Annotated in this window: 17 protein-coding genes; 14 read left to right on the plus strand and 3 right to left on the minus strand. The window is 41.0% G+C overall.

Annotated elements, in window-relative coordinates; translation table 11 throughout:
• Positions 1-25: 25 nt before the first annotated feature.
• The 10 genes from coaBC to spoVM all read left to right on the plus strand — a co-directional run bounded on the left by coaBC (position 26) and on the right by spoVM (position 11,206).
• Positions 26-1,231: a bifunctional phosphopantothenoylcysteine decarboxylase/phosphopantothenate--cysteine ligase CoaBC gene (gene coaBC, locus ACRYKC_RS08135; protein WP_433806244.1), complete on the plus strand. Its 1,206-nt coding sequence runs from the start codon at positions 26-28 to the stop codon at positions 1,229-1,231.
• Positions 1,228-3,639: a primosomal protein N' gene (priA, locus tag ACRYKC_RS08140; protein WP_433806245.1), complete on the plus strand. Its 2,412-nt coding sequence runs from the start codon at positions 1,228-1,230 to the stop codon at positions 3,637-3,639. Before coaBC ends, priA begins: the two co-directional genes overlap by 4 nt.
• A 17-nt stretch (positions 3,640-3,656) precedes the next feature.
• A complete protein-coding gene (gene fmt, locus ACRYKC_RS08145) occupies positions 3,657-4,604 on the plus strand; it encodes a methionyl-tRNA formyltransferase (protein WP_433806246.1) in 948 nt (315 codons plus the stop codon).
• The gene (gene rsmB / locus ACRYKC_RS08150) at positions 4,597-5,943 is read left to right on the plus strand and encodes a 16S rRNA (cytosine(967)-C(5))-methyltransferase RsmB (RefSeq protein ID WP_433806247.1); all 1,347 of its coding nucleotides are present in this window, start codon (positions 4,597-4,599) and stop codon (positions 5,941-5,943) included. The genes fmt and rsmB overlap by 8 nt, the downstream gene beginning before the upstream one ends.
• An 88-nt stretch (positions 5,944-6,031) precedes the next feature.
• Complete coding sequence (locus tag ACRYKC_RS08155) at positions 6,032-6,790, plus strand: Stp1/IreP family PP2C-type Ser/Thr phosphatase (RefSeq protein WP_433806248.1); 759 nt, start codon at positions 6,032-6,034, stop codon at positions 6,788-6,790.
• Positions 6,790-8,790, plus strand: coding sequence for a Stk1 family PASTA domain-containing Ser/Thr kinase (pknB, locus tag ACRYKC_RS08160; RefSeq protein ID WP_433806249.1), 2,001 nt, complete (start codon positions 6,790-6,792; stop codon positions 8,788-8,790). The genes ACRYKC_RS08155 and pknB overlap by 1 nt, the downstream gene beginning before the upstream one ends.
• Before the next feature lie 12 nt (positions 8,791-8,802).
• Positions 8,803-9,684 carry a ribosome small subunit-dependent GTPase A gene (gene rsgA / locus ACRYKC_RS08165; protein ID WP_433806250.1) on the plus strand — a complete coding sequence of 294 codons (882 nt, stop codon included), beginning with the start codon at positions 8,803-8,805 and terminating at the stop codon, positions 9,682-9,684.
• A gap of 2 nt (positions 9,685-9,686) precedes the next feature.
• Positions 9,687-10,337: a ribulose-phosphate 3-epimerase gene (gene rpe / locus ACRYKC_RS08170; protein ID WP_433806251.1), complete on the plus strand. Its 651-nt coding sequence runs from the start codon at positions 9,687-9,689 to the stop codon at positions 10,335-10,337.
• Between the two features lie 81 nt (positions 10,338-10,418).
• Positions 10,419-11,081: a thiamine diphosphokinase gene (locus ACRYKC_RS08175; protein ID WP_433806252.1), complete on the plus strand. Its 663-nt coding sequence runs from the start codon at positions 10,419-10,421 to the stop codon at positions 11,079-11,081.
• 44 nt (positions 11,082-11,125) lie between these two features.
• The gene (gene spoVM / locus ACRYKC_RS08180) at positions 11,126-11,206 is read left to right on the plus strand and encodes a stage V sporulation protein SpoVM (protein ID WP_035505439.1); all 81 of its coding nucleotides are present in this window, start codon (positions 11,126-11,128) and stop codon (positions 11,204-11,206) included.
• Positions 11,207-11,479: 273 nt separating this feature from the next.
• Here the strand turns inward: spoVM and rpmB are convergent, their stop codons facing one another.
• Positions 11,480-11,668 (minus strand): 50S ribosomal protein L28, encoded by a 189-nt coding sequence (rpmB, locus tag ACRYKC_RS08185; RefSeq protein WP_085029988.1) that lies wholly within the window; start codon positions 11,666-11,668, stop codon positions 11,480-11,482.
• A 245-nt stretch (positions 11,669-11,913) separates the two neighbouring features.
• Between rpmB and ACRYKC_RS08190 the strand changes: the two genes are divergently transcribed.
• Positions 11,914-12,276: an Asp23/Gls24 family envelope stress response protein gene (locus tag ACRYKC_RS08190; protein WP_433806253.1), complete on the plus strand. Its 363-nt coding sequence runs from the start codon at positions 11,914-11,916 to the stop codon at positions 12,274-12,276.
• 31 nt (positions 12,277-12,307) lie between these two features.
• Positions 12,308-13,975, plus strand: coding sequence for a DAK2 domain-containing protein (locus ACRYKC_RS08195; protein WP_433806254.1), 1,668 nt, complete (start codon positions 12,308-12,310; stop codon positions 13,973-13,975).
• 85 nt (positions 13,976-14,060) lie between these two features.
• On the opposite strand, the gene ACRYKC_RS08200 is transcribed toward ACRYKC_RS08195, so the two are convergent.
• Together ACRYKC_RS08200 and ACRYKC_RS08205 are read right to left on the minus strand one after the other, a co-directional pair.
• A complete protein-coding gene (locus ACRYKC_RS08200; protein ID WP_433806255.1) occupies positions 14,061-14,951 on the minus strand; it encodes a manganese catalase family protein in 891 nt (296 codons plus the stop codon).
• 15 nt (positions 14,952-14,966) lie between these two features.
• Positions 14,967-15,188, minus strand: coding sequence for a YuzF family protein (locus ACRYKC_RS08205; RefSeq protein WP_433806256.1), 222 nt, complete (start codon positions 15,186-15,188; stop codon positions 14,967-14,969).
• A gap of 201 nt (positions 15,189-15,389) precedes the next feature.
• Between ACRYKC_RS08205 and ACRYKC_RS08210 the strand changes: the two genes are divergently transcribed.
• Together ACRYKC_RS08210 and ACRYKC_RS08215 are read left to right on the plus strand one after the other, a co-directional pair.
• Positions 15,390-15,779: an Hsp20/alpha crystallin family protein gene (locus tag ACRYKC_RS08210; RefSeq protein ID WP_433806257.1), complete on the plus strand. Its 390-nt coding sequence runs from the start codon at positions 15,390-15,392 to the stop codon at positions 15,777-15,779.
• Positions 15,780-15,968: 189 nt separating this feature from the next.
• Positions 15,969-16,238, plus strand: a complete 270-nt coding sequence (locus tag ACRYKC_RS08215) for a YuzC family spore coat inner layer protein (RefSeq protein WP_433806258.1) — start codon at positions 15,969-15,971, stop codon at positions 16,236-16,238.
• Positions 16,239-16,420 lie beyond the last annotated feature (182 nt).

Consider the following 16,420-nt stretch of genomic DNA (forward strand, 5'->3'; position numbering starts at 1 on the left):
GTTCACAACAGAAGGAGTGTGTCGGATGTTAAATGGAAAAAGAATTGTTTTAGGGGTTTCAGGTGGAATTGCTGCTTATAAAGCAGCTACATTGACGAGTAAGTTAGTCCAGGCCGGGGCGCAAGTAAAGGTAATTATGACAGTGAGCGCACAAAAATTTGTTGCACCGACTACATTCCAGGCTTTATCAAGACAACCCGTTTACACAGATACGTTCGACGAACAGGATCCGTCACAAATCCAACATATTGATGTGGCCGATTGGGCTGATTTGATTTTGCTTGCACCCGCAACCGCGAATGTCATTGGTAAACTCTCAGGCGGTATAGCTGATGACATGCTGACCACGACTCTATTGGCTACAGAGGCTCCTGTTTATTTAGCTCCCGCTATGAATGTACATATGTATAGTCATCCAGCTGTCATGCACAATATGAAACAATTGGATGAATGGGGATTCAACTTCATCGAACCAGGGGAAGGTTACCTTGCTTGCGGATACGTAGGGAAAGGACGTTTAGAAGAGCCGGAAACCATAGTAAAGGTATTGGAAGAAGAACAGAAAAAGACGCAGTTGCTTAAAGGAGTAAAAGTACTGATTACTGCAGGGCCTACAAGGGAAAAGATCGACCCTGTTCGTTTCTTTACAAATCCTTCAACAGGAAAAATGGGATATGCATTGGCACGTCAAGCTTCATTACTTGGGGCTGAGGTGACGTTGATTTCTGGCCCTGTAGAACTACCGACTCCAACTGGGGTTAGACGGATTGATGTGACGACAGCTGAAGAGATGTATTATCAAGTGCTTGAGCATTACCCAACGAGCGATTTAGTAATTAAATCCGCTGCGGTAGCTGATTATCGCCCGAGGGTGACGTATGATCAAAAGATGAAAAAATCTCCTGGAGAATATGTCGTTGAGATGGAGCGCACAAGGGATATTTTAATGGAATTAGGCGAACGAAAGGAACATCAATACTTAATAGGTTTCGCAGCGGAGACACAGGATGCAGAGGAGTATGGCAGACAGAAACTTGAATCGAAAAACCTTGACGCTATTGTCGTCAATAATGTATCGGAAGAAGGGGCAGGCTTCGGCCATGACACCAATGTATCTCTTTGGCTCACGAAGGAAGGGGAACAAAAATCTTTTCCACTTATGAGTAAAGATGAGCTGGCCAAGAAAATTATTGAGGAAGCGGCCGATCATATAAAGGGTGACAATGAGTGAGTATAGCTAATGTAATTGTTGACGTCCCATCTCAAAATACGAACCGTCCATTTGACTACAGAATCCCCGAAAAATTCGAAGGGATTGTCCAGCCAGGGGTGCGTGTCATCATTCCATTTGGACCGAGAAAAATTATGGGATATGTCGTATCACTAGCGGAGGAAACTGACTTTTCCAAGGTGAAAAACATCATAGACGTACTTGATGTAACTCCTGTCCTGACTCATGAACTTCTTCACCTCGGAAAATGGCTTTCTCAACAAACGCTCAGCTTTTATATTTCTTGCCTACAGGTCATGCTTCCTCAAGTGATGAAAGCAAAGTATCGTAAAGAACTTTGGAAGCTTTCAGATGAAAAGCTGGTATCAGAGCTGGAGGATGTTTTTGACGGAAGGGCAGTTATTGACTATGAAGAATTCGAACAAGCCGGGATCAGTTATCATGTCCTGCGAAAACATATTGACGAAGGGGAAGTCGATGTTCATTACGAAGTTAAAAGCAGGGAAACTAAAAAGGTTACCCCGATGGTTGAAGCGATCATGGATGAAATGGGACTTGAAGAAATTCTTGTGGACCTTTCATCGAAGGCAAAGAAACAACGTGCAATCGTAGGGTTTTTTATAAACCATCAGGAACCTATGCCAAAGAAACAATTGCTTGAAACTTTATCAACGACTTCTGCATCCTTGAAGCCTCTTGTAAAGCAAGGAATCATAAGGGAGTTTAAGCAGGAAGTCTTTAGAGATCCCTATGAAAATAGAGAATTTGAACGAACCCAACCTTTTGAACTTACAGAAGAGCAGGCGCTGGCAATTCAGCCAATCTTAAAAACGATAGAAGAAAAGCAGCATGATGTGTTTCTTTTGCACGGAGTGACCGGCAGCGGGAAAACTGAAGTCTATTTGCAATCAATTCAAAGAGTAATTGATGAGGGAAAAGAAGCGGTTATGCTCGTGCCAGAGATTGCTCTGACCCCCCAGATGGTTGAACGGTTTAAAGGAAGGTTCGGGTCAAATGTTGCAGTCTTGCATAGTGCCTTATCTGCAGGAGAGAAATATGATGAATGGAGAAAAATACAAAGAAAAGAAGTACAAGTCGTAGTTGGTGCTAGGTCAGCGATATTTGCCCCGTTCACGAATATCGGACTCATTATCATTGATGAAGAACATGAGACGAGTTACAAACAGGAAGATCGGACACGTTATCATGCACGGGATGTGGCAATTGAAAGAGCAAAGAATCATCAATGCCCTGTGGTTCTCGGCAGTGCAACGCCGGCATTGGAAAGTTACGCACGTGCAGTCAAGGGGAATTATCAGCTGCTGACACTATCAAAACGGATGAACAATGCTGTCATGCCTGAGGTTGAGCTAATAGATATGAGAGAAGAGCTCCATGAAGGAAACCGTTCAATGTTCTCTCGTATATTAAAAGAGAAAATTGAAGATCGGCTGTCAAAAGGAGAGCAAGTAGTGCTCTTTTTGAACAGGCGAGGGTATTCGACCTTTGTCATGTGCCGCGATTGTGGTCACGTTCAAGAATGTCCACATTGTGATATTGCTTTGACTTATCATAAGAATCAAAATCGTTTAAAATGCCATTATTGTTCTCACGAGGAACCGATGCCTACTCAATGTCCAGAGTGTGAAAGTAAAACCATCCGTTACTTTGGTACAGGAACTCAAAAGGTAGAAGAAGCCTTGCAGCAATTGATTCCGGAAGCGAGAGTATTAAGAATGGACGTAGATACCACACGAAGGAAGGGAGCCCATGAGCGTCTACTTACGAAGTTTGGAAACAAAGAAGCTGACATTCTACTTGGGACCCAGATGATCGCGAAAGGTCTGGATTTTGGTAATGTCACACTTGTAGGCGTTTTAGCTGCGGATGCCATGTTGAATCTTCCTGATTTCCGCGCTTCTGAAAAAACTTTCCAGCTGCTAACCCAAGTCAGTGGAAGAGCAGGGCGCCACGAAAAGCCTGGCGAAGTGATTGTGCAGACTTACACACCTGACCATTACAGTATTGATCTTGCCAGTCAATATGAGTATGAACAATTTTTTGCGGAAGAGATGAAGCTCAGAAAGGCGTTCAATTACCCGCCATACTATTTTTTGACCCTGATCACCGTCTCTCATCCAAACCAGTTGAAGGTCCAGGATGTCACACAGAAGATTGTTCAATTTATGCAGCAGAAGCTTTCCAACCAGTCCTATATTCTCGGACCAACTCCCTCTGCACTGACTCGGATCAACAATAGATATCGATACCAATGCATGGTAAAATACAAGAAGGAACCAGAGCAGCGGAAATTAATTGAACGAATTCTGCATTACTATGAAGACGAATTGAAACAAGAAAACGGATTGCAAATCATTGTAGATTTTCAACCGTATCAGTTGATGTAAGAAAGGAGCTACACTTCATGACACGAATTGCATTTATGGGGACACCTGATTTTGCAGTACCAGTCCTGGACCGCATCGTAGAAGATGGTTACGAAGTGGTACTTGTCATAACCCAGCCTGACCGACCGAAAGGCAGAAAAAAGGTGATGACTCCCCCTCCTGTAAAAGTAGCTGCTGAAAAACATGGTATACCTGTTTTCCAGCCAGAGAAGATCAAGAACGAGTATGAAGAGGTATTGAAATATAAACCGGATTTAATTGTGACGGCGGCATTCGGCCAAATCTTGCCTGAGGCACTGCTAGAGGCGCCTACATATGGGTGCATAAACGTCCACGCCTCTTTATTACCAGAGTTGAGAGGTGGTGCTCCGATTCACTATGCCATCCTTCAAGGGAAGAAGGAAACGGGTGTAACCATTATGTATATGGTTAAAAAACTCGATGCAGGAGACATGCTTGCCAAAGTGACCGTTCCGATCGACGATAATGATCATGTAGGAACCCTCCATGATAAGCTTTCAGTAGCTGGTGCTGATTTACTGGCGCAGACTCTTCCTAAGTTGCTAAAAGGTGAGTTAGAAGCAGAGGAACAGGATCATGAAACGGCCACTTTCGCATCCAACATAAAACGGGAACAGGAGCTTATTGACTGGTCAAACGATCAGCAGACGGTTTACGACCATGTTCGTGGTTTACATCCATGGCCAGTAGCTTTCACTTTTTGGAAAGGCAAACCAATGAAAATATGGTGGACAGAGAAAGTGAACGGTACATTTAACGAAAATCCTGGAACAGTCGTTAGAGTTGATGATAATGGTTTTCTTGTTCAGACAGGTGATGGAAAAGCTGTGAAGATAACAGAATTACAACCATCCGGGAAAAAGAAAATGAATGGTGAGGCCTTTATTAATGGGGCTGGCCAATCTCTTGCTGAAGGCGATCGTCTGGGGGAGAACGATGAGTAAATATGTCCTCAGAGAAACGGCGCTTCATCTTCTTACAAGAATAGGTGAACAGGGTGGATTCAGCCATGTGCTCCTTGACAGAGAAATTAAAAAACAGAATTTGTCCCCTCAAGACGGTGGCTTGCTGACGGAAATCGTATATGGAACATTACAAAGAAGAGATTTGATTGACTATTATTTGCAGCCTTATTTATCGAAACAGAAAAAATTAAAGCCATGGGTAAAATGGCTGTTATACATGTCAGTCTATCAAATGAAATTTTTGGAGCGAGTTCCTGATCATGCTATTCTTCATGAAGCTGTCGAGATTGCCAAGAAAAAAGGTCATAAAGGAATTTCCTCTTTAACTAACGGAGTTTTACGTAATGTACAGAGGAATGAGACAAGAGATTTGAACGAGATTTCTGATCCGATTGAACGTATTGCAGTTGAGACGAGCCATCCTAAGTGGCTGGTTGAACGTTGGAGGGAGCAATACGGTGAAGAGATCACGACAAAAATGTGCCGCGCGAATATGCAGCATTTACCCATGTCTGTCAGGATACAGCCGCTGAGAACCTCTAGAAGCGCTGCAATAGATGAGCTTGAAAGAGATGGATATGAAGTAAAAAAAAGTATTTTCTCAGACCAGGGTTTAATCGTATCTAAAGGCAATATCTTAAACCATCCATTATTTATAGAAGGAAAATTAACTGTTCAGGATCAAAGCTCCATGATTGTAGCAGAGATGATGGATTTGGAAGAAGGTTTGACTGTACTGGACGCTTGCAGTGCACCAGGAGGAAAAACTACACATATTGCAGAAAAAATGAAAGATACTGGTCAGATTCTTGCGTATGATTTGCATGATAAAAAGGCTAAAATGGTAAGTAAGAAGGCGGAACAGCTTCAACTGACGTCAATTGAAGCTGCTCAGGCGGATTCACGAACACTTCAAGATATCCACCCAGAACAGAGTTTTGATCGAATACTTCTTGACGCTCCATGTTCAGGATTGGGTGTTCTTAGAGGAAAACCTGATATCAAATATCATAAGAAAGAAGAAGATATTTTTTCCTTGAGGAAGATACAGGATGATCTACTAGAACATATAGCTCCACTTCTTAAGGAAGATGGCAAATTCATATATAGTACATGTACCGTAGATCAACATGAAAACGAAGAAGCCATTCAATATTTCTTAAACAATCATCCAGACTTTTCAATAGATCCAGACTTTGTTACAGACCTTCCAAAGCCGTTGCAGCAATCAGAAGGGTTGAGTGAGTACGGACTACAAATCTTTCCATATCAATGGGATACGGATGGTTTTTTCCTAACAAGGTTAGTGAAAAAATAAAACACTGTATTCTAATGAAAAAATTACCTAATTGAGCTCCCTTCCACTGTCCATAAGGGGAAGGGGGCAACAGAAATGAGGTGAGTCCATGAATGGTTATTTTCTAACAGACCAAGGAAAAGTAAGAAATCATAATGAAGATGCTGGTGGAGTTTTTAAGAATGATGCCGGCCAGATTCTTGCCGTAGTCGCAGACGGCATGGGCGGGCACCGTGCAGGTGATGTGGCCAGTGAACTTGCAATTTCCCAGTTACATAAACGATGGCAGGAGACTGAAGCTTTACAATCACCTGATCAATCAGAACAGTGGGTAAAAGAATCTATTCAATCTGTTAATCTTGAAATTAAAGATTATGCAGATAGACACGAAGACTGTTACGGGATGGGGACAACGGTGGTCGTTGCCGTCTGTACGAAACAATTCTTTACGGTTGCTCACATAGGAGACAGCCGCTGTTATATGGCCAATTCCTTTGGATTCAAACAGTTAACAGAAGATCATTCACTTGTAAATGAACTTGTGCGTTCTGGACAAATAACAGAAGAACAGGCTGAACAACATCCTCGAAAAAATGTACTTCTTAAAGCTTTGGGGACAGAATATGATATCTCTGCTGATATTCATACTTTAGCTTTTGAACCGGATGACCGTCTGTTGTTATGTACAGACGGATTAACGAATAAAGTCCGTGACGATGAACTTTCAAAGCTTTCAGAATACGAAGGTGACTGGTCAGAGTTTTGTCAAAAGTTCGTGGATTTAGCTAATGAACGTGGTGGAGAAGACAACATTACTCTTGCCGTAGTGCATTATGACCGTACAGCTGAGAAAGAGGGTGCTGAGTAATGCTGAACGACCGTCTCCTTAGTGAGCGTTATAAAATAGGGGAGATGATAGGCGGCGGTGGAATGGCTAACGTCTATTTAGCTCATGACATCATATTGGATCGTAATGTTGCGATTAAAGTTTTGCGTCTTGAGCACGGAAACGATGAAGAATTCATTGCGAGGTTTCATAGAGAAGCTCAATCCGCAACAAGCTTGTCTCATCCGAATATTGTCAATATATATGATGTGGGCGAAGAGGATGACATCTATTATATGGTGATGGAGTATGTAGACGGAATGACGTTGAAGCAATATATTCAGCAGCATAGTCCTATTGAAATCTCAGAGGCCGTTGACATTATGAGACAAGTAACTTCGGCAATTTCCCACGCCCATGATAATGAAATTGTTCACAGGGATATCAAGCCGCAGAATATCTTGATTGATCATTATGGTCATGTGAAAGTGACAGATTTTGGTATAGCCATGGCACTGAGTGCTACAGCGTTAACCCAGACAAATTCAGTACTAGGATCCGTCCACTATCTTTCCCCTGAGCAAGCTAGAGGTGGCATGGCTACAAAAAAATCTGATGTCTACTCTCTAGGGATCGTTTTCTTTGAATTATTAACGGGGCGTCTGCCTTTTTCAGGTGAGTCTCCTGTTTCAATTGCTCTAAAACATTTACAACATGACACTCCATCCTTAAAGAGATGGATCAATGATTTACCTCAAAGTGTAGAAAATATTGTATTGAAAGCGACTGCCAAGGATCCATTCCATCGTTATGAATCGGTCTATGACATGGAAGCTGACTTAGAAACATCTTTAGAACCCGAACGGTTAAATGAACCAGAGTTCCAAGTTCCAGAGGAAGATGAAGAGGAAAAGACAAAGGCTATTCCAGTCATAACTCAAGATGCTTACGGTGAACAGCCTGAAGAAAATACAATCATTCATACGAACTCTAGTCCAAGTACGTCCCAATCAAATACGATTGTAAATGAACGGCCAGGTTCGGAAACCAAAAATTCTTCAGAGCCTTCAGTAAAGAAGAAAAAGAAGAAACGGAAAGCCTGGCCATGGATCGTCTCACTATTAACGCTGCTTCTTATCGGAGGTCTCATTGCCATTTTCACTATTCCCGGGATCGTTCAACCTGCAAATGTAGAAATGATAGACGTGACAGGGATGGAATATGAAGAAGCTTACAGCCGTTTAAACGATCTCAACCTTAATGTGAAGCGGAAGACCATGTTTTCGGAAGATGTTCAGGAAGGCATGGTTATCAGAACAGATCCTGAAGAGGGTCGAATTATTAAAGAAGAGTCAGAAGTAACTGTGTATTCTAGTCTTGGAAGAGAAAAGGTAGAATTTGAAGATTATACTGGAGAACAATATGACCAGGTAGAAAAAGAACTGAATGATAAAGGCTATGAGTCTGTACGATCATTTACAGCAACGAATGATCGCCCTGAGGGGGAAATTATTAATCAGTTGACCCCGGAACCGGGAGAAGAGGTGATTCCCGATCAAACTCGTGTCGTTTTTGAAGTAAGTAGCGGACCACCAAAAGTCAGATTGGAGAGTATGAGAGGGTGGACTCAAGACGAAGCCATGAATTACTTGTCCAATAGCAATTTAAAAGTCGAGGTTACTGAGAATTATTCCCAAACCCCTCAAGGACAAGTGATTTCTCAAAGTCAAGCAGCAGGAACTGAGGTTAAAGAAGGATCTACTGTATCAATAACTGTCTCCTTAGGACCAAAAGAGGAGCCACCAAGAACAGAAACTGTTACGGTCAAAGTACCTTTTGATGAAGAATCAGAAGAAGCAGAACAAGAAGTACTCATCTATGTAGGTGATATGGACAGCGATATATCTGAGGTGAGTCAAAAGGAAACGATTACAGAGACCACTTCATTTGATATCGAACTGACTATAGAGCCCGGATCAGAGGCATCGTATAAAGTTCAAAGAGGTGAACAAGTAATTGATGAAGGAACTGTTGAATATTAAGAGGTTTTTACAATGCCGGTAGGAAAAATAATTAAAGCGCTAAGTGGTTTTTATTATGTATGGCACGAAGGTGAAGTTTATCAATGCAGAGGCAGGGGGAATTTTAGAAAGCGTAAAGTCTCACCTCTGGTTGGTGATATCGTTGAATTTAAAGCGGAAAAACAAGATGAAGGCTATATCCTCTCCATAGAAGATAGAAAAAATGAGTTTATTCGGCCACCCATAGCAAACGTTGATCAAGCATTGATTGTTACTTCAGCTACTCATCCAGAATTTAATGCTTTATTATTAGATCGTTTCCTGGTCCTTGTAGAAGCAAAGCGAATCGAGCCTTTTATTGTGATTTCCAAAATGGATCAATTAACTGATGAGCAAATAGAAATAATGAAGGGCTATAAGCAAATGTATGAGGCTATTGGCTATCCTGTTATTCTTTCAGCGGTCGATGATGAAGAAGCGATGGATCAAGTTCAATCCCATCTTACAAGACGGACTACAGTCATAGCTGGTCAGTCCGGTGTCGGAAAATCATCATTGCTTAATTCCATCGACCCCAGGCTAGCTATTGATACGAATGAGATTTCAGAGAGTCTTGGAAGGGGTAAACACACCACAAGGCATGTAGAATTGTACGAGATAGCTGGAGGACTTGTTGCTGATACTCCAGGATTCAGCTCACTAGAATTTGGTGATTTGGAAACTGAGCAATTGCCTGAGTGTTTTCCTGAATTCGTGGAGGTCCAGGACGGATGTAAATTCAGAGGCTGCCTGCATCATAAAGAACCAAAGTGTGCCGTTAAAGCAGCTGTGTCTGAAGGGAAGATATCCGAACAGAGATATGAGCACTATTTACAGTTCCTTGAAGAAATACAGAATAGAAAGCCGAGGTATTAATTATGACTAAAATTGCACCTTCCATTCTTGCATCCGACTTTGCCAAACTAGGTGAGGAGATTTTGGATGTAGAGAAAGCGGGCGCTGATTATATCCACGTTGACGTCATGGATGGTCATTTCGTTCCTAACATTACGATTGGTCCACTGATCGTCGATGCGATTCGCCCGAAAACTTCTCTACCGCTGGATGTCCATTTAATGATTGAAAATCCAGACAATTATATTGAAGCTTTTGCAAAAGCAGGTTCAGATATCATCACTGTTCATCAGGAAGCTTGTCCTCATTTGCATCGGACCATCCAATTGATTAAAAGCCATGGAGTAAAAGCTGGAGTGGTAATCAATCCTGCGACCCCTGCTGAAATGATCAAACCGGTTTTAGCTGATGTGGACTTAGTTCTTCTTATGACGGTTAATCCTGGATTTGGTGGACAATCCTTTATTGAATCGGTCGTACCAAAAATTCGTGAAATATCAGAATGGCGCGAAGAGCTTGGGTTATCCTTCGAAATTGAAGTTGATGGCGGCGTAAAAGCAGAAACAGCTTCTGTTTGCGTGGATGCAGGCGCTGATGTCCTTGTTGCAGGCAGTGCGATTTTCAATCAGCCTGATCGTAAAGAGGCTATCGATTTAATTCGCCGATCTTTATAAAAAATTTCCGATATTACAAAAAGCCCAGCGAATTGCATTTGCGATTCCGTTGGGCTTTTCTTAAAGTGAGGTGAAAGGAAATTGAGTAGAACGGTTGCCATAATAGGTGGAGGACCAAAGCCTTTTATTCCAGATTTAACTCCTTACGACAAAGAGGGAGTGCTTTGGATTGGGGCTGATCAGGGAGCGGAAGTATTACTTGAAAGAGAATTAGTTCCGGATCTTGCGGTCGGAGATTTCGATTCAGTCAGTAAAGCATCTTTAGAAGACATAAAGGAAAAGTCTGCAGTGTATAAAGAGTATCCCAATGAAAAAGATGAAACAGATCTTGAACTTGCCATAAGAGAAGCACTGAAATGGGACCCCCAGCATATTCTATTATTCGGAGTAACGGGTGGGAGAATGGATCATTCCCTCGCCAACATCCAACTTCTTTATCCTCTAACGCAAAAAAATGTGCAGGCCAAAATTATCGATGTACAAAATCAAGTGGAATTAGTTTCCCCAGGGAAGCATACAATTGAAGCGAATGAGCATTACCCTTATCTTTCTTTCCTTCCAATCACACTGGAAGTGAAGAAACTGACGCTCAAGGGCTTTTATTATCCATTAACTGAGGCTTATCTTCCATACGGTTCGACCTTATGCATATCAAACAAGCTGATTAAAGAAGCAGGTACTTTTTCTTTTGAGTCTGGCATACTCTTAGTAATAAGAAGTAAAGACTTGACTAATAGAGGATAACGAAGGGCGTTTCGCATTAGCTTTATATATGAGGAGGGGGCTCTTTGAAGTTTTATACGATCAAACTCCCAAGGTTTGTCGGGGGTTTAGTGCGCGCAGTCATAAGTACTTTTAAAAAAGACTAAGGGGGATAGTCAGTTTAGACGGATTCCCTAGGATAAGACCCGCATTCGTAAGGCGTTTGCCACGATGCGGGTCTTATCCTGATGAAGTAGACATTTGTTAAGCGCTATTTAAATGGTATCTCTTCGATCACCGGTGGAGCTTTCATCAGATTTGATTCATAGCTAGACCATTATGTCATTTTAATTCTAAGTATAATAAGCATAAAAAAAGCACCCTCATAGCGGGTGCTTTTTTTAATCGAAGATAATTCTTCGATGACTGTGCTTTGTTAATTATACACGTTGTACTTTACCAGATTTCAATTCACGAGCAGTGACATAAACTTTTTTAGGTTTGCCATCCACAAGGATACGTACTTTTTGTACATTAGCTTTAAATTTACGTTTATTAGCGTTCATTGCGTGTGAACGGTGGTTTCCGGAACGTGTACCTTTACCAGAAATTACGCTTCTGCGTGCCATATGAAAAATCCCTCCTGTTACTTACATAAATCATCAGATACTTAGTAACTGTATCATATCAAATGTATGTTTGCAATATAGCAGCTGAAATTATATCAAGAATTTTCTCTTGACAGATACTATGAATTGATACAAAGTATAGTAGGGGAAACAGTCTCATTTTCTGTACGTAATCATAGCGTTTTCATTCCTTTCATTGTGTTATAATAAGGGATAGAAGATGAGCAGTAAAAAGGAGGATATATATGTCCGTTGATTTGAATAATAAATATGGTCATATTACCATCAGTAATGAAGTCATTTCCACCATTGCAGGAGGAGCAGCAGTTGAGTGCTATGGAATCGTAGGAATGGCCTCAAAAAATCAAATTCGTGATGGATTTACAGAAATGCTTCGCAAAGAAAACTTCTCGAAAGGTGTCGTAGTCAGACAGGACGACGATAACCTTCACATAGACATGTATATCATTGTAAGCTATGGTACGAAAATATCGGAAGTTGCACACAACGTCCAATCACAAGTTAAATATACCCTCAATAAAACAGTTGGTTTATCCGTAGATTCTGTGAACATATTCATTCATGGTGTGCGGGTAACGAGCGATTAGGTAAGCGGTGCAGTCAAAGGAGGAAGTAAGCGTGACGTTACAAAAGCTAGATGGCAAGACATTAGCCGAAATGATCCTACAAGGAGCCCATCATTTGAATAAAAATTCTCAAATGATTGACGCTCTCAATGTATTCCCCGTTCCGGATGGAGATACAGGAACCAACATGAATTTATCAATGACTTCAGGCGCGGAAGAGGTAAAAGCTGTTGATCAGAATCATGCTGGTGACGTCTCTAAAGCTCTAGCCAAAGGATTATTGATGGGAGCGCGTGGGAACTCAGGCGTAATTCTTTCACAATTATTTAGAGGATTCTCAAGAGCTATTGAAGCCAAAGAGGTTCTTACAACTAAGGATTTTTCTGATGCATTGCAAGGGGGAGTTGAAACAGCTTATAAAGCTGTGATGAAACCAGTTGAAGGCACGATATTGACCGTTGCTAAAGACTCTGCTGAAGCATCCGTGGCAATAGCTGAAAAAGAAACTGATTTCTTGACATTCATTGAAGGTGTAGTTGAAGAGGCAAAATCTTCACTAAAACGGACTCCTGACCTTCTACCGGTATTAAAGGAAGTAGGAGTTGTTGATAGTGGAGGACAAGGACTTCTAACCATTTATGAAGGAATGTTAGCCAATCTGAAAGGCGAAGAGATGCCGGACATAGAAGAAGTGGTATCTATGGATGATATGGTTAATGCAGAACATCATAAGCTTGCTCAAGACTTCATGGATACAGAAGACATTGAATTTGGCTATTGTACAGAATTTATGGTCAAATTTGAAGAAGATAAGCTTTCTGAAAATCCTTATGATGAAGAACACTTTAGGCAGCAATTGAGTGAACTGGGGGATTCATTGCTGGTCGTTTCAGATGAAGAATTAATTAAAGTTCACGTTCACGCTGAATATCCTGGCCAAGCCTTAAGCCTTGGTCAACAATTTGGTAGCTTGATTAATATGAAGATTGAAAATATGCGTGAGCAGCATACTTCTATTGTAGGAGAAAAGAAAAATGTGAAGAAACCTGCAAAAGAAAAAGCTGAATATGGAATCGTTACTGTAAGCATGGGGGATGGGATTAAGAAGCTGTTTGAAAGTCTTGGAGCGACAGTCGTTATCCAGGGAGGACAGACGATGAATCCGAGTACTCAGGATATATCTGAAGCCATTAAACAAGCTCATGCTAACAAGGTATTTATTTTACCTAACAACAAAAACATCGTAATGGCTGCAGAACAAGCGGCTGAGATAGCTGAAGGGGAAGTGTCTGTCATTCCTTCTAAGACAATTCCTCAAGGGATGAGCGCTCTGTTAGGTTATAATCCAGAAGCTGATCTTGAAACAAATAAGGAAGAGATGACCGGTTTGCTTAGTGAAGTAAAAACTGGGCAGATTACCTATGCTGTTAGGGATACACAAATTGAAGGTCTAACGATTGAAAAAGGCAACTTCATGGGCATCTCAGAAGGAAAAATCTCAGCTACAGATAAAGACGCTCTGGCGACAGCCAAAACTCTGTTGAATCAAATGATTGATGAAGATGAGGATGAAATTCTTACAATTCTAACTGGTGAAGATGTGGATGAAAAAGATGTTGCAGAACTTGAAGCGTATATCGAAGATACATTTGAGGATTTGGAAGTCGAAATTCATAACGGTGGACAACCCATATATCCGTATATCTTTTCTGTTGAATAATTGAAGCGCAGCGATAAAGCTGCGCTTTTTATTTGTGAATTTATTGGTAAGTCTTTGAGGTTTTGTTACTATGAGTCAAAATTTACTAGAGATTTTCCATTAGTTTTTTCGCAATACGTTCGTAGTCATCTCGGTCAATTCCTGGAGCGAACTCTTCAGGCAAGTCTTCTAAATCCGGAATAGGAGCTCCTTCTGGAGTTCCTTGTTTGACGATGAGCGGTTTTCCGTTTTCAGGGTTGGTTCCTTTCCATATCTGGTTAATGTCCTTATAATCTGTATCACTCCATGTGTAAAGGATATTGTCCAATCCCTGGTCGATGAATGGTCTGGCATAATCAAATTGTGTGTTATCCAAATCAGGCACAGGAATCATTTTCTTGACGTCGACTCCTGTAGCTATTTCGAGAGCTTTTGCGTAAGCAAGGGCATGTGTGCCTCCCCGTACAAGAAGATAACCAATCATTTCGCGTGCGGTAGGGTGATTGGTCATTTCGTAAACTCTCATCTTGTGTGTTCTTGCTCCTAACTCCAGGAAGAAGTTGTGCAGCAAATCTAGGACAAGGTTTCCGCTATTGAATACATAGTCCCCTGTCCAAGATTTACCCATTGAATCAAAAGGCAGTGCAGTTTGAGCGGAGGCTATAAAATGATAAGTATTTCGTTTGTTCAATCCATTCTGGAGTGGTGTGATGTCAGGGTCACCTGAAAAAGTAACACCCCTCATTAATAAGTTAATCGATTGATTGACAAGTTCTACATGACCAAATTCTTCTGCTGTGATACTTGCCACCAAATCGTAAAAAGGCTTAAATTTTTTTTTGTTTCTAAAACCGAAGGATTGGTACATGTAATTATTCAAGGTCGACATTTCTCCGAATTTTCCCCCCAGAAGTTCTTGCACAGCCGCAGCAGCATTTGCATCACCATGTGCAGGAATTGAAAGGGGGATCTGCATTCGGTTTAAACGTTTAAACATTTTATACCTCCTTTCTTAGCGTTGAGAAGGGGTTACCCACACAATTTCTTGGGTCCTGATGAAAAAAGGGTTTCCGCTGACCTCGACCACAATGTGATCTGGCATGACGGTTTTAAGCGGTCCTCTTAGTGAGCCCTGGGATGTTTGGACAACGACATTTGTACCTGTAATAGATGACAAAGTCTGATATACATAAGGATCAATCCAAGAAGACATAGAAATGTTTTGCTCGTTCACACGATTCAGCTCCTTACTGAAATGGTCTTTAGATGTATATGTAAGCCGTTATCAAAATATTGAAGTAGGAGTATCAGTAATCATATCTATTTGGGCAGAAGTACATTTTATTTTTCTGAGGATATCAATATTTTCAATTAGGCATATGTTGTTAGTATATGAAGAGAGGGGGGAAAGCTGCTGGGACACAAACGAAGTGACTTGCCGGAAAGTTTTGATGCATCTATTTACAAATTCATGAAAAGTGTTGATTCCTTTTTCGAAAATGCTTTGGGGAAGATCAGTTCTTCCATACACCCACTACCGATGGAAATTAAAACTTTTGAGAAGCATGACCATTATGTGATAAGAGTCGAAGGAGTTATGAAGGAACAGCTCCGGTTTGAAGTTGTTGATGGATTTTTAAAGCTAGAAGTAGAGGAATCTAAAGAGTCAATAATCCAAAACGACAAGACCGGTTTCTCCAGTGAAGAAAGATCATATCAGCGCATGGAAAGGTTTATTCCAATTTCAGAAGGTTTAACTAAGAAAGATATAGTAACAACTTATAATGACGAGGTAATCACATTTTATGTTCCTAAAGTAAGGTGAAGGGATAGGATATGACAACTTTCCCTTCATATATCTTTACATATAATTAAGGTAGTGTTGCTAAGAAGGGGCGGGAGTAATGTGTTGAATAAAAACTGGTACCCTGTATATGCGCCATATTTCTATAATCCTCATTATTATTACTATCGTGGCGCGCAGAACCGACCTTATCCCTCAATTGACCCTAATATGTTTAAGAAGTCTGCCACTGAGATGCATGATTTAATGTTAAAGGCAGACTCTTTAATGCAGAAGCTTGGAAGCTCTGAATCTTTTGCTAAAGAAGTAATGAATGCTGCTCAACAAAATCAGCAACAGAAAGTTAAACAACTTCTCAAATCAACTGGGTTGGAAGCAGAGATGGAAACAAATTATAATCCAGACTCCCTTACGATTAAACTTCAATCTGATGTAAACAATATCGATTGCTGCCATTTGACGATAGTTTTGAGGTGGTAGGAATAACAATGAACCCCCTTCTCCCAATGGTTATGGAGAGGGGGGATTCATTGTTATTCCGGGTATTTCCATAGTGATACTACCTATGGTGGTATCTGGTTTTCTGGTTGCATCGCCCTGCCCCTCGAGATCTTAAGTCACTTAACTACATGCAGAAAGAACACTGTATGTAGTTAAGTTCT

Source organism: Halobacillus sp. A1-3 (assembly GCF_050971765.1).
In the GTDB taxonomy this organism is placed as follows: Bacteria; Bacillota; Bacilli; order Bacillales; family Halobacillaceae; genus Halobacillus; species Halobacillus mangrovi_B.